Genomic DNA, 23,467 nt, shown 5'->3' with positions numbered 1-23,467 from the left:
GGACCAACCACCCACCGGCCCACCAAGAGAAGGAACCCAAGGAATGTCTGCTCTGGAGACCCTCGCAGCTGTCGAAGGCAACGTCGGCACCATCGGCTACGGCCTCGCCGCGATCGGCCCCGGTATCGGCATCGGCATCATCTTCGGTAACGGTGTGCAGGCCATCGCCCGCCAGCCCGAGGCCGCCGGCCTCATCCGCCAGAACATGCTGCTCGGCTTCGCGGTCGTCGAGGCCCTGGCGCTGATCGGCTTCGTCGTCCCGTTCATCCTCTGACGAAGCCGCAAACGGAACCGACGAAAGGTCCATCATGATGAACCTGGCAGCTTCGGAAGCGCAGTCCCCGCTGCTTCCGGTCTGGCCCGAGGTCGTCATCGGCCTGATCGCCTTCGGCATCGTCTTCTTCGTGTTCGCCAAGAAGCTCCTCCCGGCCATCAACAAGGCCCTGGACGAGCGCCGCGAGGCGATCGAGGGAGGCATCGAGAAGGCCGAAGCTGCTCAGGCCGAGGCGCAGCAGACGCTCGAGGAGTACCGAGTCCAGCTCGCCGAGGCTCGTCACGAGGCCGCGCGCCTGCGCCAGGAGGCGCAGGAGCAGGGCGCCGCGCTCATCGCCGAGATGCGCGAGGAGGGCCAGCGGCAGCGTGAGGAGATCATCGCCGCGGGCCACGCCCAGATCGAGGCCGACCGTCGGCAGGCCGCGCAGTCGCTGCGCCAGGACGTGGGCAAGCTCGCCACCGACCTGGCCGGCAAGCTGGTCGGCGAGTCCCTGGAGGACGTCGCCCGGCAGAGCCGCACGATCGACCGCTTCCTCGACGAGCTCGAGGGGAAGGCGGCCTCCGCCGAGTCCTCTGGAGCCGCCCGATGAACGGAGCGAGTCGCGAGGCACTGGCCGCCGCCCGCGAGCGACTGGACGCGCTGACGGACTCCACGTCCGTCGACGCGGCCCGGCTCGCCGAGGAGCTGGCCGCGGTCACCGCGCTGCTCGACCGCGAGGTGTCGCTGCGCCGGGTCCTGACCGACCCGGCGCAGCCCGGCGAGGCCAAGGCCGAGCTGGTCGGACGCCTGCTGGGCGGCCAGGTCGGCGGCGCGGCCGTCGATCTGGTCTCCGGCATGGTCCGCTCCCGCTGGTCGCGTTCGCGCGACCTGGTGGACGCGGTCGAGCAGCTCGCCGACGTCGCCGACCTCACCGCGGCCGAGCGTGACGGCACGCTGGACGACGTGGAGGACGAGCTGTTCCGGTTCTCCCGGACGGTGGCCTCCTCCCCGGAGCTGCGTGCGGCTCTCGGCGGCAAGATCACCGACGACAGCCTGAAGGCGGCCAAGACCGAGCTGCTGCGGCGGCTGCTGGGCGGCCGGGCCAAGCCCGCCACCGAGCGACTGGTCGTCCGCCTCGTGCGCCAGCCGCGTGGCCGTAGTCTTGAAGCAGGGCTCGAAGCCCTCTCCAGGCTGGCCGCCGAGCGTCGCGACCGCTCGGTCGCGGTGGTCACCTCGGCCGTACCGCTCAGCGACCGCCAGAAGCAGCGCCTGGGCGCCGCACTGGCGAGGCTCTTCGGGCGCGAGATGCACCTCAACCTGGACGTGGACCCCGAGGTCCTCGGCGGGATCCGGGTGCGGGTCGGCGACGAGATCATCGACGGCACCGTCTCGGAGCGCCTCGAAGGGGCGACCCGGCGGATGGCGAGCTGAGCCCACGGCCCGCGGACACCGCGGGCGGTAGGCCACACCAACTCAAGAAGCAGTACTGGCGGCCCGAGTTGGGCCGTAGCAGACACATACGGGCCCAACAAGGAGAGCAGGGAACCCAGATGGCGGAGCTCACGATCCGGCCGGATGAGATCCGGGACGCGCTGGAGAACTTCGTCCAGTCGTACAAGCCGGACGCGGCCTCGCGCGAAGAGGTCGGGACGGTCAGCCTTGCCGGTGACGGCATTGCGAAGGTCGAGGGTCTTCCCTCGACCATGGCGAACGAGCTGCTGAAGTTCGAGGACGGCACCCTCGGCCTCGCCCTCAACCTCGAGGAGCGCGAGATCGGCGCGGTCGTCCTCGGCGAGTTCAGCGGCATCGAGGAGGGCCAGACGGTGCGCCGCACCGGCGAGGTCCTCTCCGTCGCGGTCGGCGACGGTTACCTCGGCCGTGTCGTCGACCCGCTGGGCAACCCGGTCGACGGCCTCGGCGAGATCGAGACCGAGGGCCGCCGCGCCCTCGAACTGCAGGCCCCCACGGTCATGCAGCGCAAGTCGGTGCACGAGCCGATGGAGACGGGCTACAAGGCCGTCGACGCGATGACCCCGATCGGCCGCGGCCAGCGCCAGCTGATCATCGGCGACCGCCAGACCGGCAAGACCGCCCTGGCGATCGACACGATCATCAACCAGCGCGACAACTGGCGCTCCGGCGACCCGAGCAAGCAGGTCCGCTGCATCTACGTCGCCGTCGGCCAGAAGGGCTCCACCATCGCCTCCGTGCGCGCGGCGCTGGAGGAGAACGGCGCGCTGGAGTACACCACCATCGTCGCCGCCCCGGCGTCCGACCCGGCGGGCTTCAAGTACCTGGCGCCCTACACCGGCTCGGCCATCGGGCAGCACTGGATGTACCAGGGCAAGCACGTCCTGATCATCTTCGACGACCTGTCCAAGCAGGCCGACGCCTACCGCGCCGTGTCCCTGCTGCTGCGCCGTCCGCCGGGCCGCGAGGCCTACCCGGGCGACGTCTTCTACCTGCACTCCCGGCTGCTGGAGCGCTGCGCCAAGCTCTCGGACGAGATGGGCGCCGGCTCGATGACCGGTCTGCCGATCATCGAGACCAAGGCGAACGACGTGTCGGCGTTCATCCCGACCAACGTCATCTCCATCACCGACGGCCAGTGCTTCCTGGAGTCCGACCTGTTCAACGCGGGCCAGCGCCCGGCGCTGAACGTCGGTATCTCCGTCTCCCGAGTCGGTGGCTCGGCCCAGCACAAGGCCATGAAGCAGGTCTCCGGCCGGCTGCGTGTGGACCTCGCCCAGTTCCGCGAGCTGGAGGCGTTCGCCGCCTTCGGCTCCGACCTGGACGACGCCTCCAAGGCGGCGCTGGAGCGAGGCAAGCGCATGGTCGAGCTGCTCAAGCAGTCCCAGTACGCGCCGTACCCGACCGAGGACCAGGTCGTCTCCATCTGGGCGGGCACCACCGGCCGTATGGACGATGTCCCCGTCGAGGACATCCGGCGCTTCGAGGGCGACCTGCTGGAGCACCTGCACCGCGAGCGCAAGGACCTGATGACCGGCATCCGCGAGGGCGGCAAGATGTCCGACGACACCCTCCAGGTGCTGTCGGACGCCATCGCCTCCTTCAAGAAGCAGTTCGAGACCTCGGACGGCAAGCTGCTGGGCGAGGGCTGAGCATGGGCGCGCAGGTCAGGATCTACAAGCGGCGGATTCGCTCCGTCAGCGCGACCAAGAAGATCACCAAGGCGATGGAGATGATCTCCGCGTCGCGCATCGTCAAGGCACAGCGCCAGGTGGCCGCGTCGACTCCGTACGCCGAGGAGCTGACCCGGGCCGTCGCGGCCGTCGCCACCGGTTCCGACACCCAGCACCCGCTGACCACCGAGGCCGAGAAGCCGGCCCGGGCCGCGGTCCTGCTCGTCACGAGCGACCGCGGTCTGGCGGGCGGCTACTCGGCCAACGCGATCAAGGCGGCCGACCGGCTGGCCGAGCGGCTGCGGGCCGAGGGCAAGGAGGTCGACTCCTACATCATCGGCCGCAAGGGCGTGGCCTACTACGGCTTCCGCGACCGGAAGGTCGCCCAGTCGTGGACGGGCTTCACCGACCGGCCGTCGTACGCCGACGCCAAGGCCGTCTCCGGGCCGCTGATCGAGGCGGTCCGCAGGGACACGGCAGAGGGCGGCGTGGACGAGCTGCACATCGTCTTCACGGAGTTCGTGTCGATGATGACGCAGAACCCGGTCGAGAAGCGGATGCTGCCGCTCAGCCTCGACGAGGTCACGCGGCAGGCGGAGAAGCAGGAGCGGATCCGCCCGCTGTACGACTTCGAGCCGTCGGCGGAGGAGGTTCTGGACGCGCTGCTGCCGCGGTACGTCGAGAGCCGCATCTACAACGCGCTGCTGCAGTCCGCCGCCTCCGAGCACGCCGCCCGCCGGCGCGCGATGAAGTCGGCGACGGACAACGCCGAGGACCTCATCAAGTCGCTCACGCGGCTTGCCAACCAGGCCCGCCAGGCCGACATCACCCAGGAAATCAGCGAGATCGTCGGTGGTGCCAGCGCGCTGGCCGACGCTTCTGCGGGGAGTGACTGACAACTATGACCACCACTGTTGAGCCGACCGCTGCGGCGGGCGTGGCCACCGGCCGCGTCGCGCGGGTCATCGGCCCGGTCGTCGACGTGGAGTTCCCCGTCGACGCGATGCCGGAGATCTACAACGCCCTGACCGTCGAGGTCGCCGACCCGGCCGAGGAGGGTGCGAAGAAGACCCTCACCCTCGAGGTCGCCCAGCACCTGGGCGAGGGCCTGGTCCGCGCGATCTCCATGGAGCCGACCGACGGCCTGGTCCGCCAGGCCCCGGTGACCGACACCGGCCGCGGCATCACCGTGCCCGTCGGCGACGTCACCAAGGGCCGGGTGTTCAACACCCTGGGCCGCATCCTGAACGAGCCGGAGGCCGAGTCCGAGGTCACCGAGCGCTGGGAGATCCACCGCAAGGCCCCGGCCTTCGACCAGCTCGAGTCCAAGACCGAGATGTTCGAGACCGGCCTGAAGGTCGTCGACCTGCTGACCCCGTACGTCAAGGGCGGCAAGATCGGTCTGTTCGGCGGCGCGGGCGTCGGCAAGACCGTCCTCATCCAGGAAATGATCATGCGTGTGGCGAAGCTGCACGAGGGTGTTTCCGTGTTCGCCGGCGTCGGCGAGCGCACCCGTGAGGGCAACGACCTCATCGAGGAGATGGCCGAGTCCGGCGTTCTCCCGCAGACCGCGCTGGTCTTCGGCCAGATGGACGAGCCCCCGGGCACCCGTCTGCGCGTGGCCCTGGCCGGTCTGACGATGGCGGAGTACTTCCGCGACGTCCAGAAGCAGGACGTGCTGTTCTTCATCGACAACATCTTCCGCTTCACCCAGGCCGGTTCCGAGGTGTCCACCCTGCTGGGCCGCATGCCCTCCGCGGTGGGCTACCAGCCGAACCTGGCGGACGAGATGGGTCTGCTCCAGGAGCGCATCACCTCCACCCGCGGCCACTCGATCACCTCGATGCAGGCGATCTACGTGCCCGCGGACGACCTGACCGACCCGGCCCCGGCGACGACCTTCGCCCACCTGGACGCGACCACCGTTCTGTCGCGTCCGATCTCGGAGAAGGGCATCTACCCGGCGGTGGACCCGCTGGACTCCACCTCCCGGATCCTGGACCCCCGGTACATCTCCAAGGACCACTACGAGTGCGCCTCGCGCGTCAAGGGGATCCTGCAGAAGTACAAGGACCTCCAGGACATCATCGCCATCCTCGGCATCGACGAGCTCGGCGAGGAGGACAAGCTGGTCGTCCACCGCGCCCGCCGTATCGAGCGCTTCCTGTCGCAGAACACCCACGCGGCGAAGCAGTTCACCGGCCTGGACGGATCGGACGTTCCGCTGGACGAGTCGATCGCGGCGTTCAACGCGATCGCCGACGGCGAGTACGACCACTTCCCGGAGCAGGCGTTCTTCATGTGCGGTGGCCTGGACGACCTCAAGGCCAAGGCCAAGGAGCTGGGCGTCTCCTGACGTCCGCGCCCCACGACAGGGGGCGGGGTGAAGCCCGCCCCCTGTCCCGCGCACCGTTATTCTGTGAAAACCCCAGTTTCGAGGAGCCACTGTGGCTGAGCTGCACGTCGAGTTGGTCGCCGCGGACCGCAAGGTCTGGTCGGGCGAGGCCAGCCTGGTCGTCGCGCGCACCTCGTCGGGTGATATCGGCGTCATGCCCGGCCACCAGCCGCTGCTCGGTGTGCTGAAGCCGGGCCCGGTGACGATCCGTACGACCGGCGAGAGCGGGGGCGGCACCGTCGTCGCCGCGGTGCACGGCGGCTTCATCTCCTTCGCGGACAACAAGCTGTCGCTGCTCGCGGAGATCGCGGAGCTGTCCGAGGAGATCGATGTCCAGCGCGCCGAGCGCGCGCTGGACCGGGCGAAGTCGGAGGCGGACGCCGCCGCCGAGCGCCGCGCCGAGATCCGGCTTCGGGCCGCCTTGGCGAGCGCGCGCTGAGACCCGCGCGCATGTACGTGCCCCAGCCGCGGACCGCATCGGAGCATCGCTCCGGCGTGGTCCGCGGCTGAGGTGATTGCTGGCTGCTGTACGGACGGACGAGGCGAGGAGGTCGGTGAAGATGGTCCTCGCTCTCGTGCTGTCCGGGGCGGTGCTGGCTCTGGTGCTGCTGGGACTGTTCGCCTTCGGGCTGCGGCGGCGGCTGATCCAGCGGCCGGGCGGCACCTTCGACTGCAGTCTGCGGTGGGGCGCGCCGGATCCCGGCGAGGGAGCCGAGGCCGGCGGCAAGGGCTGGGTGTACGGCGTCTCCCGCTACAGCGGGGACCGGGTCGAGTGGTTCCGGGTCTTCTCCTACGCGCCGAGGCCGCGCCGCCTGCTGGAGCGGGAGGCGATCGAGGTGCTGGAGCGCCGCAGGCCCGAGGGGGACGAGGAACTGGCGCTCCTGTCGGACTCGGTGGTCCTGGCCTGCTCGCACCGCGGCACCCGGGTGGAGCTGGCGATGAGCGAGGACGCCCTGACCGGCTTCCTCGCCTGGCTCGAAGCAGCCCCCCCCGGTCAAAGGGTCAATGTCGCTTGAGCGGTTTCCCCGTTGCTCGGGGGTGCCCCAGGAGGGAGCCCGGGGGAGCACGGACGGCGAACCGGGGAGGCGGCCTATGGGCCGTCTCCCCGGTTCTGTCACTGCCGGTGGTGCGTGGGGCGGGTCACCGCCCGGGCGTCACTTGTTCAGCCCGTTGTGGATGGCGGTGATCAGCTCGCCGTTGGCGGTGTCCCCGCTGATCTCCCAGAAGAAGGCCCCGCCGAGCTTCTGCTGCTTGGCGTAGTCCATCTTCCCCGCGATGGTGGCCGGGGTGTCGTAGCTCCACCACTCGTTGCCGCAGTGCGCGTACGCGGTGCCGGCTATGACTCCGTTGGCCGGGCAGCGCTCCTTGAGGATCTTGTAGTCCTCGATGCCCGCCTCGTACTTGCCCGGTGCGGCGCCGGTGGCGGTGCCGCCCGGCTCCTTCTGGGTCACGCCGGTCCAGCCGCGGCCGTAGAAGCCGATGCCGAGCAGCAGCTTCTCCGCGGGGACGCCCTTGGCCTTGAGCTTCTGTATCGCAGCGTCGGAGTTGAAGCCCTGCTGCGGGATACCGGAGTAGGAGGTCAGGGGCGAGTGCGGGGCGGTCGGGCCGGTCTTGTTCCAGGCGCCGAAGTAGTCGTACGTCATCACGTTGTACCAGTCGAGGTACTGGGCGGCGCCGCCGTAGTCCGCGGAGTCGATCTTGCCGCCGCTGGAGGCGTCGGCGGTGATCGCGGCGGTCACGAGCTGGTTGCCGAACTCGGCGCGGAAGGCCTGGGCCATGGTCCTCATCACGGCCGGGCCGCTGGTGTCACAGGTCAGACCGCAGGCGTTGGGGTACTCCCAGTCCAGGTCGATGCCGTCGAACAGGCCCTGCCAGCGCGGGTCGTTGACCAGCTCGTTGCAGGACTTGGCGAACGCGGCCGGGTTCTTCATGGCGTCGGGGAAGCCGCCGGACCAGGTCCAGCCGCCGAAGGACCACAGGACCTTGATGTGCGGGTACATCTTCTTCAGCTTCAGCAGCTGGTTGAAGTTGCCGCGCAGCGGCTGGTCCCAGGTGTCGGCCTTGCCGTCGACGCTCTGCTCGGCGGTGTAGGCCTTGTCGGTCGCGGCGAAGGCGTCACCGATGGTGCACTTGCCGCCCTGGACGTTGCCGAAGGAGTAGTTGATGTGGGTCAGCTTCTCGGCGGAGCCGGAGGTGACGATGTCCTTCACGTGGTAGTTGCGGCCGTAGATGCCCCACTCGGTGAAGTAGCCCAGGTTGACGTACTCGCCCGGATTGCCGCCCCCGTCGCCGCCGCCGGTGGTCTTGACGGTGACGGAACCGCTGGCCGGTCCGGTCTGGTCGGCGGTGTCGCGCGCGACCACCGAGTAGGTGTAGGTGGTGCCCGCCGTCAGGCCGGAGTCGGTGTACGAGGTGCCGGTGACGGTGGAGACCTTGGCGCCGTCGCGCAGGACGTCGTAGTTCTTGACGCCCTTGTCGTCGCTCGCGGCTCCCCAGTTCAGCTTCACCGAGGTGTCGGTGATGCCGCTCGCGGTGGGGGTGCCGGGTGCGCCGGGCGGGGCGTCGTCGGGGTTCCCCCCGTCCGAGCCGTCGCAGGGGCGGCCGTTGAGGGTGCAGTCCGAGGGGGAACCGGTGCCGGTGCCGTTGAAGCCGAAGCTGACGCTGGCGCCGGGGGACAGGGTGCCGTTCCAGCTCATGTTCTTGGCGGTGTAGGTGTTGCCGGAGCTGGTGACGGTGGCGTCCCAGGCGGAGCCGACCCTGGTGCCGGTGGGGAAGTCCCACTTCAGCGTCCAGCCGCTGATGGTGGTGTCACCGGTGTTCCTGATCGTCCACTTGCCCTCGAAGCCGCTGCCCCAGTCGGAGGGCTTGGAGAAGGTGGCGGTCGCCTGCTCGGCGGCCTGGGCGGGGGATGCCAGGGCGACCAGGGCGCCGAGGGGCATCAGCATCGCGGCCGCGGCCGCTACGGCTTTCCGTCTGATGCGATGTGCGGTGGTGTTCGTTCTCAAGAGCGCTCCTCGCACAGGGTCCGGTGCCGGACCGAACCGTTGGGGGTCTCCTGCGCCGCTCGTGGAGAGTGCCATGTGCATGGCATGGGCGTGCAGTTGACCTGGAGCGTAGATTGGTCTGGACCACCGGTCAACAGGTATGCACCAATGAGGAATTCATTCCCCGGTCACCCCCAACTCCCGCGCCAGCACCGCGGCCTGCACCCTGCTGCGCAGCTCCAGCTTCGCCAGCAGCCTGCTGACGTGCGTCTTCACCGTCGCCTCCGCCATCGACAGTCGCGCGGCGACCTCCGCGTTGGACAGCCCCTCACCCAGGCACGCCAGCACCTCGCGCTCACGCCGGGTGAGTGCGTCGAGCACGGCGGGGTCGGCCCGGCGACCGCCCCCGGGCGCGGTGGAGGAGCGGGCGAACTCCCGGATCAGCCGCCGCGTCACGACCGGGGCGATCACGCCCTCACCGCGTGCCACCGCCCGTACCGCGTCCACCAGTTGCGCCGCCTCGCTGTCCTTGAGCAGGAAGCCCGCGGCGCCCGCGCGCAGCGCACCGAAGACGTACGCGTCGAGGTCGAAGGTGGTCAGCACCAGCACATCGGCCAGCCCCTCGCCGACCACCCGCTCGGTCGCCGAGACCCCGTCCAGACGCGGCATCCGCACATCCATCAGCACCAGATCCGGCCGGAGTTCACGGGCCAGCCGCACCGCCTCCTCGCCGTCCGGCGCCTCCCCGACCACCTCGATGTCCGGCGCACCGCGCAGGATCAGGACGAGTCCGGCGCGCACCGCCGACTGGTCCTCGGCCACGAGCACCCGGATGGTCATGCCCCGTCCCCTCTCCTCGTTCCGGCCCCACCGGCCCCACCGGCCCCACCGGCCCCACCGGCCCCGCCGGCCCCACCGGTCCCGCCGTCCGCGACGCCGCGTACGGCGTCCCCCAGGGGCAGCACCGCCCGCACCTCCCACCGTGTGCCGCCGGCCGCCTCGGCCGGGCCCGCGCCGAAGGCGCCGCCCGCAAACCCCGCCTGGGCGCCGCCGTGCTGCTGTGCGAGCCGCTGCTGGAGGTGGTGCTGCTGGTCGTCACCGCGATCGACCTGAGGAACGGTGCCGAGGGCGACTGGAAGCACGGCCTGGCGGCCGTCTACATCGGCTTCACCGCGGCCTACGGTCACTACATGGTCAAGTGGGCCGACGGGCACTTCGCCCACCGCTTCGCGGGCGGTCCGCCGCCGATGAGGCCGCCGAAGTACGGGACGGCGCGCGCCGTCCACGAGTGGAAGATGTGCGCCCGCTCGGTGCTCGGCGCGGTGATCGCCCTGGCACTGCTCCAGGGCGCGGTCCGGTACGTCGGCGACGCCGGGCGGAGCGAGTCCCTGGTGCAGTGGCAGCACAAGATGCTCTTCGTCATCGGCGTCATCGGCGTCAGCGTGGTCATCGCGGCCGGTTACACGCTCTGGCCCAAGAAGCCGAAGGCGCCCTCCGGTGAACCGCGTGACCCCGCCGGCGCCCTGCCCGCCGACCGGGAGACGGCCGGGCACTGAAGCCCCGCGCCGGCATCACGTGCCGGAGACGGCCGGAGCCCCCGTCCTCGGAAGAGGGAGAGGGGGCGGGGGCTCCGCGCGCCGGCGGCCGCGGCCCCCGCGCGTCAGCGGTTCTCGCCGGGGACCCAGAGGATGTCGCCCACCTCCTTGTTGGCGGACCTGGCCAGGATGAACAGCAGGTCCGACAGCCGGTTGAGGTAGGTGGCCGTCAGACGGTTCATGACCTCGCCGTGCTCCTCCAGCGCCGCCCACGTCGAGCGCTCGGCACGGCGGACGACCGTGCACGCCTGGTGGAGCAGGGCCGCTCCCGGGGTGCCGCCCGGCAGGATGAAGCTGCGCAGCTTCTCCAGATCCGCCAGGAAGCGGTCGCAGTCCGCCTCCAGCTTGTCGATGTAGCTCTGCCGCACCCGCAGCGGCGGGTACTCGGGGTTCTCCGCCACCGGCGTGGCCAGGTCCGCACCCACGTCGAACAGGTCGTTCTGCACCCGGACCAGGACCTTGGTGATCTCCTCGGGCAGATCGCCGAGCGCGATGGCCACCCCGATCGCGGCGTTGGCCTCGTTCGCGTCGGCGTAGGCGGAGATGCGGGAGTCGGTCTTGGCGGTACGGCTCATGTCGCCGAGGGCGGTGGTGCCGTCGTCGCCGGTGCGCGTGTAGATGCGTGTCAGATTGACCATGGACCGAGCCTAGCCACGCGCGGGCCCCGCCGAGCGCAGGTGTGCCCACCGTCACGGGACCGCCGCCCGTCCCGCCCGCCACAGCGCCCAACTGCGCGCGGCGGTCGACCGAATGACCCGCGCGAGTGTGATGTCCGCCATGTGAGACGTGACGCGCATCTCTTCCCCGCCCACCGCGCGCTCACGGGCGCTAGGGTCCGCCTGAGAGTCGCACCGCAAAGCCGCAGAGGGGACATACACGTGGCCAAGAAGCTCGCCGTCATCGGAGCCGGACTCATGGGATCGGGCATCGCCCAGGTCTCCGCCCAGGCAGGCTGGGACGTGGTGCTGCGCGACGTCACCGACGAGGCGCTCGGGCGCGGCACGGACGGGATCCGGGCCTCCTACGACAAGTTCGTCTCCAAGGGGAAGCTGAGCGCCGAGGACGCGGAGGCGGCGCTCGGCCGCATCACCGCCACCACCGATCTCGACGCCGTGTCCGAGGCCGACATCGTGGTCGAGGCCGTCTTCGAGCGGATCGACGTCAAGCAGGAGATCTTCCGCACGCTCGACGGCCTGGTGAAGGACGAGGCCGTGCTCGCCTCCAACACCTCCGCCATCCCGATCACCAAGATCGCGGCGGTGACGGAGCGCCCCGAGCGGGTCGTGGGCACCCACTTCTTCTCCCCGGTGCCGATGATGCGGCTGTGCGAGCTGGTGCGCGGGTACAAGACGAGCGACGAAACCCTGGCGGCGGCAAGGGAGTTCGCCGAGGGCGTCGGCAAGACCTGTATCGTCGTCAACCGGGATGTCGCGGGCTTCGTCACCACCCGGCTGATCTCCGCCCTGGTCGTCGAGGCCGCCAAGCTCCACGAGTCGGGCGTGGCGACCGCCGAGGACATCGACATCGCCTGCAAGCTGGGCTTCGGGCACGCCATGGGCCCGCTGGCCACCGCGGACCTCACCGGCGTCGACATCCTGCTGCACGCCACGGAGAACATCTACACCGAGTCGCAGGACGAGAAGTTCGCCCCGCCGGAGGGGATGCGGCGCATGGTGGACGCCGGGGACATCGGCCGCAAGAGCGGTCAGGGCTTCTACCGCTACTGAACGAACCCGTACGGCACACAGACGGGTCGCCTCTACGGGTGAATTCGGTGTCGATTCGGCGGCGGACGGAAACTCCGCCGCCGAACAGGCAGTCAGTTGTGGTGAGACATAGGCAGACAACAGTCACAGACGGACCACTTCTTTTCCGGGGGAGCGGATATGCACATCAGGGGCGACCACGCTGAACTGGTCGTCGGAGGTCGCCTCGACGTCCGCAACGCGGCGGACGCCCGTTCGGTCCTGCACACCGCGGTCGACTCCGGGGAGGGCGATCTCGTGCTGGACCTCGCCGAGCTGGACTCGTGGGACGCCACCGGCCTCGGCGTGATCATGGGCGCGCACCGGCGGGCGGGCCGGTGCGGGCGCCGCCTCGTCCTGCGGGACGTGCCGCCCCAGATGCAGCGCCTGCTGGTGGCCACCCGTCTGCACCGCATCCTGGCCATCGAGGGAGGCGGGCTCGCCGAGGGCGGGACGCTGACCAAGCCATAACTATTGGGTCAGGGCTCCCGTCCGGGCTTGCCCCCACTCCCGGGCCAGGCAATAGGGTTCTGGAACCCGCCGCCTACACTGCGCTGCGGACGGCCACCGGACCACGAGCGAAGGCCAGCGTACGGTCGGCCCTGGAGAGCTGAGCTTCGAGTACGCACCGCATCTGGGGGCACCCACCATGGACCCGAACGACCGGGGACCCGAGGAACAGGACAGCGGGAGCACCACCCGCGCGATCCCGCTCATAGCGGGCGAGTACCTGCTGACCGTCAACCCCGTCGACGGCAGCGAGATCGAGCCCTGCCCGCCCGGTGAGCACCCCGGCGCGCCCAGCAGGCGCACCCCGGAGTCCCGCGCCGAGCGGGAACGTGCCGCCGTGGCCCCGCTCCCGACCGGGATCTCCCTGCCCGACCTGCCGCTGCTGGAGCGCACGGCGGAGCGCGAGCGCCTCCTCCAGCTGCTCAGGCGCGGACGTTCGGTCCGGCTCACCGGGGCGCCCGGCTCCGGACGCAGCTCCCTGCTGGCCGCCGTGGCCGCCGAGTGCGCCGACCTCGCCCCGGACGGCGTCATCCGGCTCAGCGGCTGCCGGCGCACGGCCTCGGACGTGCTGTACGAGCTGTTCGCCGCCGTCCACGACGCGCCCCGGCACCGCCCCGACCGCGCCGAGCTGGAGGAGGCGGTGCGCGGCGTGGGCGCGGTCGTCCTGCTGGACGACGTCGAGTTCGGCGGCCAGGCGCTCGACTCCCTCCTCGACGCCACCCCCGAGTGCGCCTTCCTGGTCACGGCCGCGCCCGGCGCCCCCGCACCCTCCGCCGACGCGCCCCTGGAGGAGATCGCCCTCTCGGGCATCAGCCGGGCCGCCTGCCGGGAGCTGATGGAGCACATCGTGCGCCGCCCGCTGACCGAGGACGAGGCGGCCTGGGTCGGAGACCTGTGGTTCGAGTCCGAGGGACTGCCGCTGCGCTTCGTCCAGGCCGGCGCGCTGCTGCGGCAGCGCGACGCGGAGGCCGCGGCCGGTGGTGACGGTGGTGACGGCGGCGAGGCGGACAGCGGAAACGTCGAGGACGCCGGCGGCACCGGGGGGAGCGGCCGGGCCGGCGCACCGCTGCCGACGCTGGCCGAGGGCGCGGCCCCCGCCGCACTCCTGGCCGCCCGGCTGTCCGGCAGCACCCGCGAGGTGCTGCGCTTCGCCGTGGCGCTCGGCGGAGTGCTGCCGCACCCGGCCCATCTGCCCGCGCTGGTGGACGACGCCGACGCCGACGCCTCCCTGGGCGAACTGCTCGCCTGCGGCCTGGTCACCACCGCCGGCACGTACTACCGGCTCGCCCCGGACGTGGCCGGGCAACTGGCCGACGCCGGATACGCCGACGGAGCCGACGACCGCGCCCGCACCGCCGCCCAGCACTACGCCTGGTGGACCGGCCACCCCTCGGTCACCCCGGAGCGGGCGGCGCAGGAGGCCGAGGCGGTGCTCGCCGCCGTCCAGGGAGCCAAGCGAGGCGGCCACGCGAGCGCGGCCGTGCTGCTGGCCCGCACCGCCGCGCCCATGCTCGCCGCCTCGCTGCACTGGGGCTCCTGGGAGCGGATCCTGCGCGGCGGCCAGGAGGCGGCGCGCACGGCGGGCGAGGTCGCCGAGGAGGCGTACTTCCACCACGACCTCGGCGTGCTCGCCCTGTGCACCGGCCACCTGGACCGGGCCCGTGCCGAACTAGAGGCGTCCATCGGGCTGCGCGGAGTGCTCGCGGACCGCCGGGGCACGGTCGCCGGACGACGCGCGCTGGCCCTGGTCGAGGACCGCTTCGCGATCGAGGCCGAGGGCGGCCCGGGCAAGGCGGACAGGGCAGGCAAGGAGGCCGGGGGGCCCGGGGGCGCCGGCAAGGCCCCCGGTGGGCCGCTGCCCGCCGTCGTCGTACCGTCCGCCGCGCCCGGTGCCCCCGCCGCGCCCGCCCTCCCCGGACGCCAGAGCACGGCGAAGCCGCCCGGGGCCTTTCCGCCGCCGTCCGTGGCGCAGACCCCGCCCGCGGCGCAGACCCCGCCCGGACCGCAGAGCACCGGCGGTACACCGGCACTCGACAAGCTCCCGCCCGCCCTGGCGGTTCCGCCGGTGACGGTGGGCAGCGCCTTCGACGAGACGCCCGGCGACGGCACCTTCGGCAGCGAGGCGCTGACCCGGCCAACACCGTTCGTACGGCCCGCGTACGGCGAGGACGGCCCGGACGACGGCCGTCGCGGCCCGCGCGGGCTGGCCCTGCGGGGAACCCGGCGCAACGTCTTCGCGGCGGGCGCGGGCGCCCTGCTGGCCGCGCTGGTGGGCACGGTCGTCACCATCGGCATGACCTCGGGGAGTGAGGAGCCCGCCGGCAGCGTCAACCCGGCGGTCACCTCCCGGGAGGACGACGGCATCACCGTCGACGAGCCCGCGCCGAGCTCCAGCGACGAGCGGGGGGAGAAGCCGGGGGCGAGCAGCGCGCCGGCCGTCCCCGGCGGACCGTCCGGCAGCGGGACGGGCTCGGCCTCCCCGGAGGCCTCCGAGCCGGACGACGCGTCCGGGGAGACGGAGGAGGAGAAGGGCACGACCTCCGGGGGCGGGGGGGAGCCCAGCAGGACGCCGACCAGGTCGAGCGAGCCGACGCCCACCAAGAAGCCGCCCACCGAACCGACAGAGACAGCAGACGAGCCGGAGGACCCGACCACCGAGCCGGAGGACCCGACCACCGAGCCGGAGGACCCTACCGGGAGCCCGGATGACACCGATCCTCCGTCGGGCACCACTAGTGCCAGCGGACCCGCGCCGAGCACCGCCGCGCCGAGCGGCGATCAGGCGTCCCGGGGCTCCGTGGAGAGCACGGTCATCTGATCCGGGTCCGGAAGCCACGCACGCCGGGGCCGTGACCGCGCTCGACGCGCGGTCACGGCCCCGGCGTGCGCACCGGGCAGCCCGGAGTGGTCAGAACAGCCGCAGCTTGTCGTCCTCGATGCCGCGCAGCGCGTCGTAGTCGAGGACGACGCAGTCGATGCCGCGGTCCGTGGCCAGCACGCGCGCCTGCGGCTTGATCTCCTGGGCCGCGAACACCCCCCGCACCGGGGCGAGGTGAGGGTCGCGGTTGAGCAGTTCCAGATAACGGGTGAGCTGCTCGACGCCGTCGATCTCGCCTCGCCGCTTGATCTCGATCGCGACGGTGGTCCCCTCCGCGTCCCGGCACAGTATGTCCACCGGCCCGATGGCGGTGGGGTACTCACGCCGTATCAGCGACCATCCCTCGCCGAGGGTCTCCATTCGGTCAGCGAGGAGTTCCTGAAGGTGCGCCTCCACACCGTCCTTGATCAGGCCGGGATCGACGCCGAGTTCGTGCGAGGAGTCGTGCAGGACCTCCTCCATGGTGATGATGAGTTTCTCCCCCGATTTGTTGACCACCGTCCAGACGCCGACACCGTCCTCCTCGCCCTCTTTGAGGGTGCACGGCGGAGACATCCAGTTGAGGGGCTTGTATGCCCTGTCGTCCGCATGGACCGAGACCGATCCGTCGGCCTTCACCAGGATGAGGCGGGGAGCCGGGGGGAGGTGGGCGGTGAGCCTTCCGGCGTAGTCCACGGAGCAGCGGGCGATGACGAGACGCATGGTCGGTCACGCTACTGGACGGCGGGCGGTCCACGCGATTCGCCCCTGCTTCTCCCCGTTCGATCACCGTTCGAGCGTGGCTGGTTGTGTGCCCACAAGCCTGGTGCGGCGGTACGTGCGGGCATAACGTTGCAGCCCGGGGGTCGCCGTACGAGATCGTCCGGTTACGCGCAGCCCCGACAGCCCGTCCCTGAGGTCCTGGTATGCCCGGGATCGCGAGAGGAGAACCCATGTCGCTCGACGTCTCACCGGCCCTCCTGGAGCAGGCCGAGCGAGGCGAGGTCGATGAGGCGGCCTTCGTCGACTGCGTCCGTACGTCCCTGCCCTACGCATGGGACATGATCAGTTCTCTGGTGGCCCAGCTCAGGGTGGACGGCGGGGAGTTCGCCGACAACCAGACGCCGCCGCCGGACGAGCGGGCGCGGGGTCAGCTGCTGCGCGCACTCGCCAGCGACGCGATACGCGGCGCGCTGGAGCGCCACTTCGGGGTGAGACTGGCCTTCCAGAACTGCCACCGGGTCGCGGTCTTCCCGGTGGACTCCTCCGCGGACGAGCGGCTCGCCCGCTTCACCTCCGTCCGCGGCCAGCTCCTCAACCAGTCGCCGGAACTGCGCGACTGCTGACCGCGGACGGACGGCGAGCGGGTCGGCGGCCGGTCAGGGCGCCGTGTCCGTCTCCGCGCCCTCGTCGTCCGGCGGTGTGTTCGCAGCTGTGTCCGGCGCTGTGCCCGACGGCACGGGAGCTGCCGCTGCTCGGGGGAGGAGCGGCAGCACCTCGGAGCCCAACCGCCGGACGTTCAGCTCGGTGGCGGCCAGGTCTCCGGATCCCTCGACGAGCAGCGCGAACCGGCCGATCCCGGTTCGTTCGGCGGTGGCCGCGAGCCGGGCCGCGCACAGCCGGGGCGGGCCGACCGGGTGCAACGAGCACAGCAGCTCGGTGTAGGCGAGCGGGTCGCGCATCGAACGCGCCCGGCCGTCCACGGTCGTGTGGGCCTCCAGGCCCTGGCGCAGCCAGCCGGGCATCGCCTTGGTGAGCGTCTCCACGGCCTCGTCGCGGGTGTCGGCCACCTGCGCCACACCGGCCGACACGTGCCCGGCCGCCGCCACGGCCTCCGGGTCCGCTCCCGCCGACAGCGCCTCGCGCCGCCACAGGGCGACCATGTCCGCCTTCTCCTCGTCCCCGCAGTGCATCCCCAGCAGCATCGGCAGCCCGCGCGCCGCTGCCAGCCGCACGGAGGCGGGGGAGGTGCAGGCGACCAGCACGGGCGGCGCCTCCGGCCCGCCCAGGCCCTGGTCCGGGCGCGGTACGACGGGGACCTCGCGGAAGCGGTAGCGCTCGCCGTCCGCGCCGACGCGCGGCTCGCGCAGCCAGCGCAGCAGCAGGTCCAGCGACTCGGGGAAGCCCCGCTCGTACGCCTCGACGCCGCCGCCGAAGACCTCCAGGTCCACCCAGGGACCGCCGCGGCCGACGCCGAGGGTGAACCGGCCGTCGGAGACGAGGTGCAGCAGCGCGGTCTGCTCGCCCAGGGCGACCGGATGCACGGTGGGGAGCACGCTCACGGCCGTGCCCACCTCGATGCGCCGGGTGCGCCCCAGCAGCAGCGCGGCCAGGGTGATCGCCGAGGGGCAGACCCCGTAGGGGACGAAGTGGTGCTCGGCCACCCACACGGAGTCCAGGCCGGCCCGCTCGGCGGCTTCCGCCGAGCGCAGGGCGCGATGGAGCGCCTCCCCCTGTCCCTGCCCCGGGAACTGCCCCGCCGGCACGAAAGTCCCGATGTGCATCGCCACAGCCTCCTGCCCGGTACCGTGGCCGCCCCGGCGCCGTACCGGCACCGCCGCGCGACGGCCTGCGGCGGCCCGCGGTGGTCTGCGGCGGCCCTCCGAACGGACCGCCGGACGGTCCCCTTGAGGCAACAACGCCTGACACGTGCCAAGGGCACGGCCTGCCGGGAATTTTTTCGGACCGCGCGGGAGGGCGGGGGGAGACGGAGGGAGAGGTGCCGCGAGTGCGCGGCACAAGGCCGCCCGCGACCTGCGTAGGCTGGACGGAGCAGTCCGCCGACGGGCCCGAAGGCCCCCGAGACCACGTGAGGTGCCTGTTGTCCCCGCGTCGAAACCGCCCGCGCGGCGGTGGCAGGTCCGCCCGCCGCGACGGGGAGGCGGACGACCGCTACGGCATGGAGCACACCGACGAGTGGCGCGGCGAGGAGTGGGTGGTCCGGCAGATCAGCGGGCAGTCCGCGGCCAAGCACTACCGCTGCCCCGGCTGCGACCAGGAGATCCCGCCCGGGGTGCCGCACGTGGTGGCCTGGCAGCGCGACGGGCGGGTGGAAGACCGGCGGCACTGGCACCGGGCCTGCTGGAACGCCAGGGACCGCCGGAGCGCACGGCTCCAGCGGTCCCGTCAGGCCCCCAGGTACTGACCCCGCGCGGCGGAGGCGTCCGTCAGACTTCGCGGGCGGAGGTGCGGTCGTACGCGCCGATCAGCGCGGCGAGCGCGAGCGTGACGCGAGCCGGCGGCCACGGCAGGCGCCGGGCCCGTCCGGACCATGAGACCACCGGGGGAGTCCGGTTCCCGTCCGCCGGTGGGGCCGCCCGTGGGGCCCGCGCGGGGCGCGCGTGGGGCGAGGCACGCCCGGGAGCCGGGACGGGAAGACGGCGGCGCCCCGTACCGCCGAAGGGCGGTACGGGGCGCGGTGTCCCACCGTCTGCCGGTCCTGCCGGCCTGGCTCGGTCTCAGCGCGACTGCTGGGCGGGAACGCCCAGCGACTCCTCGCCGCCGTCGGTGTTCGGCTGCCCGGTCGCGGCGACGGCCGCGCCGGTGAGCGTGGCCAGCATCTCGCGGACGTTGGTGAGCTGGGCGTTGATGCTGTCGCGGCGGTTGGTGAGAGCGGCCAGCTCGCGCTCGGACTCGCTGCGGATGCGGTCGGCCTTGGCGTTGGCGTCGGCCACGATGTCCTCGGCCTGGCGCTGGGCGGTCTCCACCGTCTGGCGGGCGCGGCGCTCGGCGTCGGTGCGCAGCTTCTCGGCCTCCAGGCGGAGCTGCTCGGCGCGGTGCTCGATCTCCGCCAGCCGCTTCTCGGCCTTGGCCTGACGGGAGGCCAGGTCACGCTCGGACTGCTCGCGGCGCTTGGCCAGGTTGGTCTCGAAGTCGGCGGCGGCCTGAGCGGCCTTGGCCCGGGTGTCCTCGAAGAGGGCGTCGGCCTCCTCGCGCTTGGCCTGGGCGTCCTTCTGCGCGTCCGCGCGCAGCGTGGCGGCCTCGCCCTTGGCCTTGTCGACGATCCGGGCTCCCTCGTCCTCCGCCTTGGCCTTGCGGTCGGAGGCGTACGCCTCGGCGTCGTTGCGCACCTGCTGCGCGGCGGACTCGGCCAGCTCCCGGTGCTGATCGGCGGCCCGGCGGGCCTCCTCGCGCAGGTCCTTGGCCTCCTCCTCGGCGAGACGGAGGATCTTCTCGACACGGGCGCCCAGTCCGGCGTACGACGGCTCGGAGTCGTTGATCTGCGCCTGTGCGTTCTGCGTCTCGAGGTGCAGCTCCTCGATGCGCTTCTCCAGCGAGGCGATACGGGCCAGCGCATTGTCACGGTCGGCGACGAGCTTCGCGATGCGGTCGTCCACCTGACCGCGGTCGTAGCCGCGCCGCACGAGCTCGAAGCCGAAGGGAGAGGTGTTGTCGCTCATGGGGTTCCTGTCGGTCAGACGGGGTCGGACGGGAGAGTGATAGAGGGAATCCTAGGGGGGAAAGCGGCGTGTCTTCGAGAAGATGCCGGTTTGATATGCAGAATGTACGCCCGTTCGAGTGGCTCAGTTCTTGCCCTGTTTGCCGCCGCCATGTGTCGCTCCCGCTCCCGCACCGGCCTTGACCGCTCCGTTCGATCCCCCGTCAGAACCCTTTCCCCCCTTGCCGCCCTTGTCGGACTTACCCCTTCCGGGTGACTCGAAGGACTCCAGGGCCTCCAGCACGTCCTGCACGCGCGAGATCTCGGCGTTGATGTCCTCACGACGGCGGGTCAGCACCTCCAGTTCGCGCTTGCCCTTCTCCAGGGTCCGCTTGGCCTCGGCCTCCGCCTCGGCGAGTACCTTCTCGGCCTCCCGGACGATCGCGGCCTTCTTCTGCTCGGCCTCCTTGAGCAGTCCCTCGGCCTTGCGCACCGCGGCGATACGGACCCTGCTCGCCTCGGAGTCGGCATCCGAACGGGCCTGACGCGCCTTCTCCTCGGCCTCGGCCAGCTGCTCCTCGGCCGCCTTCACCAGCTTGTCCACACGCTCGCCGGCGGACCGCATCGCCTCGGCGGCCTCCCGGCGCGCCCGCTCGTGCAGCTCCTCGACCTCGGCCTCGGTGCGCGAACGCAGCTCCTCGGCCCGCTCCCGGATGGCGCCCGCGTCGCGGCGGGCCTCCTCCAGCATGGTGTCGGAGTCGCTGCGGGACTGCTCCACCAGCGAGGTGCTCTCGGTCCGAGCCTCGGCCACCAGCCGCTCGGCCTCCTTGCGGGCGGCGCCCACCATGGTGTCCGCCTGCTCCTCGGCCGACGCCGCGATGCGTACGGCCTCCTCGCGGGCCTCGGCGACCAGCCGGTCGGCCTGCTCGGCCGCGTCGCCCAGCCGTCGCGCCGCCGCCTCACGGGCCTCGTCCCGTACGCGGTCGGCCTCGGCGCGCGTGCGCTCGGCCTCCTCGCCGGCGGTGGACCGGACCCGGTCCGCCTCGGCGATCGCCTCCGAAACGGTGCGCTCCGCCAGCGACTTGGCGGCGTCCGTCTCCTCCTTCGCCTCCTGGCGCAGAGCGGCCGCGGCGTGCTCGGCCGCGGAGCGCAGACCGGCGATCTCCTCCTCGGCCTGCTGGTGCAGACCCGCGACCGAGTCGCGTACCTGCTGGGCCTTCTGCTCGGCGGCGGAGACCAGTTCGGCTGCCCGCCGCTCGGCCTCGGCCACCAGCCGCTCGGCCTCGGCCTGCGCCTCCTCGACCCGCTTGCGGGCCGAGGCGAGCAACTCCTCGCTCTGCTCCCGGGCCTGTGCCCGCTCCCGGTCCGCCTCCTGGCGGGCGCCGGTGAGTAGCTCCTCGGCCTCGCGGCGGCGCCTGGATGCCTCCTCCTGGGCGGCGGCCAGCGCCTCGGCGGCCTCGGCGCCCATACGCTCGGCGGCCGCGTCCGCCTCCGCCCGCACCCGGTCGGCCGTCTCCTGCGCCTCGGCGCGCAGCCGCTCGGCCTCGGTCGCCGCCTCGGTGCGCAGCCGCACCGCCACGGCCTCGCCCTCGGCGCGGGCCTGGGCGGCGTCGGAGACCGCCTCGGTGCGCAGCCGCTCGGTCTCCTCCTCGGCCTGCTCCCGCAGGGTGCGCAGCCGCTGTGCCGACTCCGCGCGCAGCCGCTCGGTCTCGGCGCGGGTCTCCTCGCGCAGCCGCTCGGCCTCCTCGTGGGCCCCGCGCAGCTCCTCCTCGGCGGCGGTCAGCCGCTGCTCGGCCTCGCCGCGCAGCCGCTCCAGCTCCCCATCGGCCTCGGCACGGCGGGCGGCGACGGCCTCCTCGGCCTCCGCGCGCAGCCGCCGGCCGGTCTCCTCGGCCTCGGTGCGGGCCCGTTCGGCCTGCTGCTCGGCCGCCGTCCGCAGCTCCTCGGCCTCGGTGCGGGCCCGCTCCAGGGTCTCCTCGGCCTGGCGGCGCAGGGCGGTGGCCCGCTCGATCGCCTCGGTGCGCACCCGCTCGCCCTCGGCCACCGCGGCCCCGCGGGTCTCCTCGGCGTCCGCCTTGGCCTGGCTGAGCAGCTCCTCGGCGCGGCTGGCGGCCTCCTCGATCTGCTGGACGGCCTCGCGGCGGGCCTCGCCGCGGATCCGCTCGCCCTCCTCGACCGCGTCGGCGCGCAACTGCTCGGCCTCGCCGCGCAGCCGCCGCGCGTCCTCCTGGAGCTCGACGGTCTTGGCGCGGTACTCCTCGGTGTCGTCCTTGGCCGCGCCCTTGAGCTGCTCGGCCAGGTCGTGCGCCTCGGCGCGCAGCCGGTCGGCCTCCGCCTCGGCCTCCGCGCGCAGCCGCTCGGCCTCCTCGGTGGCGGCCCGGGTGGTGGCCTTGGCCTCCTCGGACGCCTTGGTGAGCACCTCCTCGGCGGTGCGCGCGGCCTCGGCGAGCTGGGCGGCCGACTCCTCGGCCGACTTGGCGCGGGCGCTCTCGCGGGCCTCGGCGACCAGCCGCTCGGCCTCGGCGCGGGCGTCGGCCCGCACCTGCTCGGCCTCGGCCTCGGCGGCCTCGGCGGCCTTGGTGGCCTCGGCGACCATGCGCGCGATCTCGGCCTTGGCGGTACGCCCGCGCTGCTCGTTCTCCGACTCGGCGTCGGCCAGCCGCTTCGCGGCGGCCTCACGCGCCTCGGCCAGGACGCGGTCGGCCTCCGCGCGGGCCTCGCGCAGCGCCGTCTCGGCCTCCTGCATGCGCTGCTCGGCCTGGCGGGCCAGCGCGGTGGCCTCACGGCGGGTGGTCTCGGACTCGGCGGCGGTGGAGGTGCGCAGCCGCTCGGCGTGCTCGGTGGCCTCCTGCGCCTGGGTGGAGGCCGCGTTCAGCAGCCGCTCGGCGTCCGCGCGGGCCCGGCGCAGCACCTGCTCGGCCTCGGCCTTGGCGGCCTCCGCCTCGGAGTTCAGGCGCTGCCGGGACTGCTCGGTCAGCCGCTGCACCTCGGCGCGGGCCGCGGCCAGGGTCTGCTCGGCCTCGGCCCGGGCCTCGTCCATCAGCCGGCGGGCCTGCGACTCGCTGCGGGCGCGCAGCTGCTCGGCCCAGGCGACGTTCTCGTTGACGTGCGACTCGACGGTCGCGCGGCGCTCGGCCAGCTCCTCGTCCAGCCGCTGGCGGCGGGTGACCGCCTCGGCGTGCAGCTCGGCCTCCATACGGGCCTGCCGCTCGGCGTGCTCCTGGAGGATCCGCTGCGTCTGGGCCCGGGCCTCGCGCAGTTCGCGCTCGGCGTCCGCCCGCAACTGCTCGGCCTGCGCCTGGGCGTTGCGCAGCAGCTGCTCGGCCTGGTGCGACAGGTTGTCGTAGCCGGCCGGGCGCGCGGCGAGAGCGCGGCGCGCCTCGTGCAGCTTGGCGCGCAGCACTTCGACCTGGTAGCCGAGGTCGTCGGCGTGGTCGACCGCCTTGTCCCGCTCGTCCTTCAGCCGCTTCATCTCGGCTTCGAGCTGAGAGAGGTGGTCGTCAGCCTCGTAGCGGTCGTAGCCCCGCACTGCGCGGTCCCATCCGTCCCCTGGTCGTGGTGAAGGTGAACTGACCCTTCGGAGAAATGGTGTCAGATCATCGGCGGA

At 72.6% G+C, this 23,467-nt stretch carries 20 protein-coding genes and 1 pseudogene; 14 read left to right on the top strand and 7 right to left on the bottom strand.

What is annotated here, in order from left to right; translation table 11 throughout:
- Positions 1–43 precede the first annotated feature (43 nt).
- From atpE to IQ279_RS18195, 8 genes are all read left to right on the top strand, one after another.
- A complete protein-coding gene (atpE, locus tag IQ279_RS18230) occupies positions 44–274 on the top strand; it encodes an ATP synthase F0 subunit C (RefSeq protein WP_155071927.1) in 231 nt (76 codons plus the stop codon).
- A gap of 34 nt (positions 275–308) precedes the next feature.
- Positions 309–863 (top strand): F0F1 ATP synthase subunit B, encoded by a 555-nt coding sequence (locus tag IQ279_RS18225; RefSeq protein WP_093847669.1) that lies wholly within the window; start codon positions 309–311, stop codon positions 861–863.
- Complete coding sequence (locus IQ279_RS18220; RefSeq protein WP_206349632.1) at positions 860–1,684, top strand: F0F1 ATP synthase subunit delta; 825 nt, start codon at positions 860–862, stop codon at positions 1,682–1,684. The genes IQ279_RS18225 and IQ279_RS18220 overlap by 4 nt, the downstream gene beginning before the upstream one ends.
- A gap of 119 nt (positions 1,685–1,803) precedes the next feature.
- Positions 1,804–3,375 (top strand): F0F1 ATP synthase subunit alpha, encoded by a 1,572-nt coding sequence (gene atpA / locus IQ279_RS18215; RefSeq protein ID WP_206349630.1) that lies wholly within the window; start codon positions 1,804–1,806, stop codon positions 3,373–3,375.
- Between the two features lie 2 nt (positions 3,376–3,377).
- On the top strand, positions 3,378–4,292 hold the full coding sequence (locus IQ279_RS18210) for a F0F1 ATP synthase subunit gamma (RefSeq protein ID WP_206349628.1): 915 nt from the start codon (positions 3,378–3,380) through the stop codon (positions 4,290–4,292).
- Positions 4,293–4,297: 5 nt separating this feature from the next.
- The gene (atpD, locus tag IQ279_RS18205) at positions 4,298–5,752 is read left to right on the top strand and encodes a F0F1 ATP synthase subunit beta (protein WP_206349626.1); all 1,455 of its coding nucleotides are present in this window, start codon (positions 4,298–4,300) and stop codon (positions 5,750–5,752) included.
- 91 nt (positions 5,753–5,843) lie between these two features.
- Complete coding sequence (locus tag IQ279_RS18200; protein WP_206349625.1) at positions 5,844–6,230, top strand: F0F1 ATP synthase subunit epsilon; 387 nt, start codon at positions 5,844–5,846, stop codon at positions 6,228–6,230.
- Positions 6,231–6,351: 121 nt separating this feature from the next.
- Positions 6,352–6,807 (top strand): DUF2550 domain-containing protein, encoded by a 456-nt coding sequence (locus IQ279_RS18195; protein WP_206349624.1) that lies wholly within the window; start codon positions 6,352–6,354, stop codon positions 6,805–6,807.
- 138 nt (positions 6,808–6,945) lie between these two features.
- On the opposite strand, the gene IQ279_RS18190 is transcribed toward IQ279_RS18195, so the two are convergent.
- Entirely contained in the window at positions 6,946–8,736 is a 1,791-nt protein-coding gene (locus IQ279_RS18190; protein WP_241028339.1) for a glycoside hydrolase family 18 chitinase, read from the bottom strand.
- A gap of 216 nt (positions 8,737–8,952) precedes the next feature.
- Complete coding sequence (locus tag IQ279_RS18185; RefSeq protein WP_206349623.1) at positions 8,953–9,615, bottom strand: response regulator; 663 nt, start codon at positions 9,613–9,615, stop codon at positions 8,953–8,955.
- A 185-nt stretch (positions 9,616–9,800) separates the two neighbouring features.
- Here IQ279_RS18185 and IQ279_RS18180 point away from each other — a divergent pair.
- A pseudogene (locus tag IQ279_RS18180) lies at positions 9,801–10,331 on the top strand (hypothetical protein); the annotation flags it as partial.
- Positions 10,332–10,435: 104 nt separating this feature from the next.
- Here IQ279_RS18180 and IQ279_RS18175 read toward each other — a convergent pair.
- Positions 10,436–11,008: a cob(I)yrinic acid a,c-diamide adenosyltransferase gene (locus tag IQ279_RS18175; protein ID WP_206349622.1), complete on the bottom strand. Its 573-nt coding sequence runs from the start codon at positions 11,006–11,008 to the stop codon at positions 10,436–10,438.
- A 240-nt stretch (positions 11,009–11,248) separates the two neighbouring features.
- Between IQ279_RS18175 and IQ279_RS18170 the strand changes: the two genes are divergently transcribed.
- The 3 genes from IQ279_RS18170 to IQ279_RS18160 all read left to right on the top strand — a co-directional run bounded on the left by IQ279_RS18170 (position 11,249) and on the right by IQ279_RS18160 (position 15,443).
- Positions 11,249–12,097 (top strand): 3-hydroxyacyl-CoA dehydrogenase family protein, encoded by an 849-nt coding sequence (locus IQ279_RS18170; protein ID WP_206349621.1) that lies wholly within the window; start codon positions 11,249–11,251, stop codon positions 12,095–12,097.
- A 159-nt stretch (positions 12,098–12,256) separates the two neighbouring features.
- Complete coding sequence (locus IQ279_RS18165; RefSeq protein ID WP_206349620.1) at positions 12,257–12,586, top strand: STAS domain-containing protein; 330 nt, start codon at positions 12,257–12,259, stop codon at positions 12,584–12,586.
- 178 nt (positions 12,587–12,764) lie between these two features.
- Complete coding sequence (locus IQ279_RS18160) at positions 12,765–15,443, top strand: ATP-binding protein (RefSeq protein ID WP_206349619.1); 2,679 nt, start codon at positions 12,765–12,767, stop codon at positions 15,441–15,443.
- A 90-nt stretch (positions 15,444–15,533) separates the two neighbouring features.
- Here the strand turns inward: IQ279_RS18160 and nucS are convergent, their stop codons facing one another.
- Complete coding sequence (nucS, locus tag IQ279_RS18155; protein WP_206349618.1) at positions 15,534–16,205, bottom strand: endonuclease NucS; 672 nt, start codon at positions 16,203–16,205, stop codon at positions 15,534–15,536.
- A gap of 230 nt (positions 16,206–16,435) precedes the next feature.
- On the opposite strand from nucS, the gene IQ279_RS18150 reads away from it, so the two are divergent.
- Complete coding sequence (locus IQ279_RS18150; protein WP_206349617.1) at positions 16,436–16,828, top strand: SCO5389 family protein; 393 nt, start codon at positions 16,436–16,438, stop codon at positions 16,826–16,828.
- Between the two features lie 33 nt (positions 16,829–16,861).
- On the opposite strand, the gene IQ279_RS18145 is transcribed toward IQ279_RS18150, so the two are convergent.
- Positions 16,862–17,986 carry an LLM class flavin-dependent oxidoreductase gene (locus IQ279_RS18145; protein WP_206349616.1) on the bottom strand — a complete coding sequence of 375 codons (1,125 nt, stop codon included), beginning with the start codon at positions 17,984–17,986 and terminating at the stop codon, positions 16,862–16,864.
- Between the two features lie 317 nt (positions 17,987–18,303).
- On the opposite strand from IQ279_RS18145, the gene IQ279_RS18140 reads away from it, so the two are divergent.
- On the top strand, positions 18,304–18,627 hold the full coding sequence (locus IQ279_RS18140; RefSeq protein WP_206349615.1) for an Rv1322 family protein: 324 nt from the start codon (positions 18,304–18,306) through the stop codon (positions 18,625–18,627).
- A gap of 313 nt (positions 18,628–18,940) precedes the next feature.
- Here IQ279_RS18140 and IQ279_RS18135 read toward each other — a convergent pair whose 3' ends face one another.
- Together IQ279_RS18135 and scy are read right to left on the bottom strand one after the other, a co-directional pair.
- Positions 18,941–19,882: a coiled-coil domain-containing protein gene (locus IQ279_RS18135; protein ID WP_206349614.1), complete on the bottom strand. Its 942-nt coding sequence runs from the start codon at positions 19,880–19,882 to the stop codon at positions 18,941–18,943.
- Positions 19,883–20,005: 123 nt separating this feature from the next.
- Positions 20,006–23,389: a polarized growth protein Scy gene (gene scy, locus IQ279_RS18130; RefSeq protein ID WP_206349613.1), complete on the bottom strand. Its 3,384-nt coding sequence runs from the start codon at positions 23,387–23,389 to the stop codon at positions 20,006–20,008.
- Positions 23,390–23,467 lie beyond the last annotated feature (78 nt).

It is taken from the genome of Streptomyces verrucosisporus, from assembly GCF_017114865.1.
Lineage (GTDB): Bacteria > Actinomycetota > Actinomycetes > Streptomycetales > Streptomycetaceae > Streptomyces > Streptomyces fenghuangensis.
This window is presented reverse-complemented; position numbering and strand designations above follow the sequence as displayed.

Excerpts from the sequence above, each read along its gene's own strand:
- atpE (WP_155071927.1), top strand. The coding sequence starts at position 44 with ATGTCTGCTCTGGAGACCCTCGCAGCTGTCGAAGGCAACGTCGGCACC.
- IQ279_RS18225 (WP_093847669.1), top strand. The coding sequence starts at position 309 with ATGATGAACCTGGCAGCTTCGGAAGCGCAGTCCCCGCTGCTTCCGGTC.
- IQ279_RS18220 (WP_206349632.1), top strand. The coding sequence starts at position 860 with ATGAACGGAGCGAGTCGCGAGGCACTGGCCGCCGCCCGCGAGCGACTG.
- atpA (WP_206349630.1), top strand. The coding sequence starts at position 1,804 with ATGGCGGAGCTCACGATCCGGCCGGATGAGATCCGGGACGCGCTGGAG.
- IQ279_RS18210 (WP_206349628.1), top strand. The coding sequence starts at position 3,378 with ATGGGCGCGCAGGTCAGGATCTACAAGCGGCGGATTCGCTCCGTCAGC.
- atpD (WP_206349626.1), top strand. The coding sequence starts at position 4,298 with ATGACCACCACTGTTGAGCCGACCGCTGCGGCGGGCGTGGCCACCGGC.
- IQ279_RS18195 (WP_206349624.1), top strand. The coding sequence starts at position 6,352 with ATGGTCCTCGCTCTCGTGCTGTCCGGGGCGGTGCTGGCTCTGGTGCTG.
- IQ279_RS18190 (WP_241028339.1), bottom strand. The coding sequence starts at position 8,736 with ATGCTGATGCCCCTCGGCGCCCTGGTCGCCCTGGCATCCCCCGCCCAG.
- IQ279_RS18185 (WP_206349623.1), bottom strand. The coding sequence starts at position 9,615 with ATGACCATCCGGGTGCTCGTGGCCGAGGACCAGTCGGCGGTGCGCGCC.
- IQ279_RS18175 (WP_206349622.1), bottom strand. The coding sequence starts at position 11,008 with ATGGTCAATCTGACACGCATCTACACGCGCACCGGCGACGACGGCACC.
- IQ279_RS18165 (WP_206349620.1), top strand. The coding sequence starts at position 12,257 with ATGCACATCAGGGGCGACCACGCTGAACTGGTCGTCGGAGGTCGCCTC.
- IQ279_RS18160 (WP_206349619.1), top strand. The coding sequence starts at position 12,765 with ATGGACCCGAACGACCGGGGACCCGAGGAACAGGACAGCGGGAGCACC.
- nucS (WP_206349618.1), bottom strand. The coding sequence starts at position 16,205 with ATGCGTCTCGTCATCGCCCGCTGCTCCGTGGACTACGCCGGAAGGCTC.
- IQ279_RS18150 (WP_206349617.1), top strand. The coding sequence starts at position 16,436 with ATGTCGCTCGACGTCTCACCGGCCCTCCTGGAGCAGGCCGAGCGAGGC.
- IQ279_RS18145 (WP_206349616.1), bottom strand. The coding sequence starts at position 17,986 with ATGCACATCGGGACTTTCGTGCCGGCGGGGCAGTTCCCGGGGCAGGGA.
- IQ279_RS18135 (WP_206349614.1), bottom strand. The coding sequence starts at position 19,882 with ATGAGCGACAACACCTCTCCCTTCGGCTTCGAGCTCGTGCGGCGCGGC.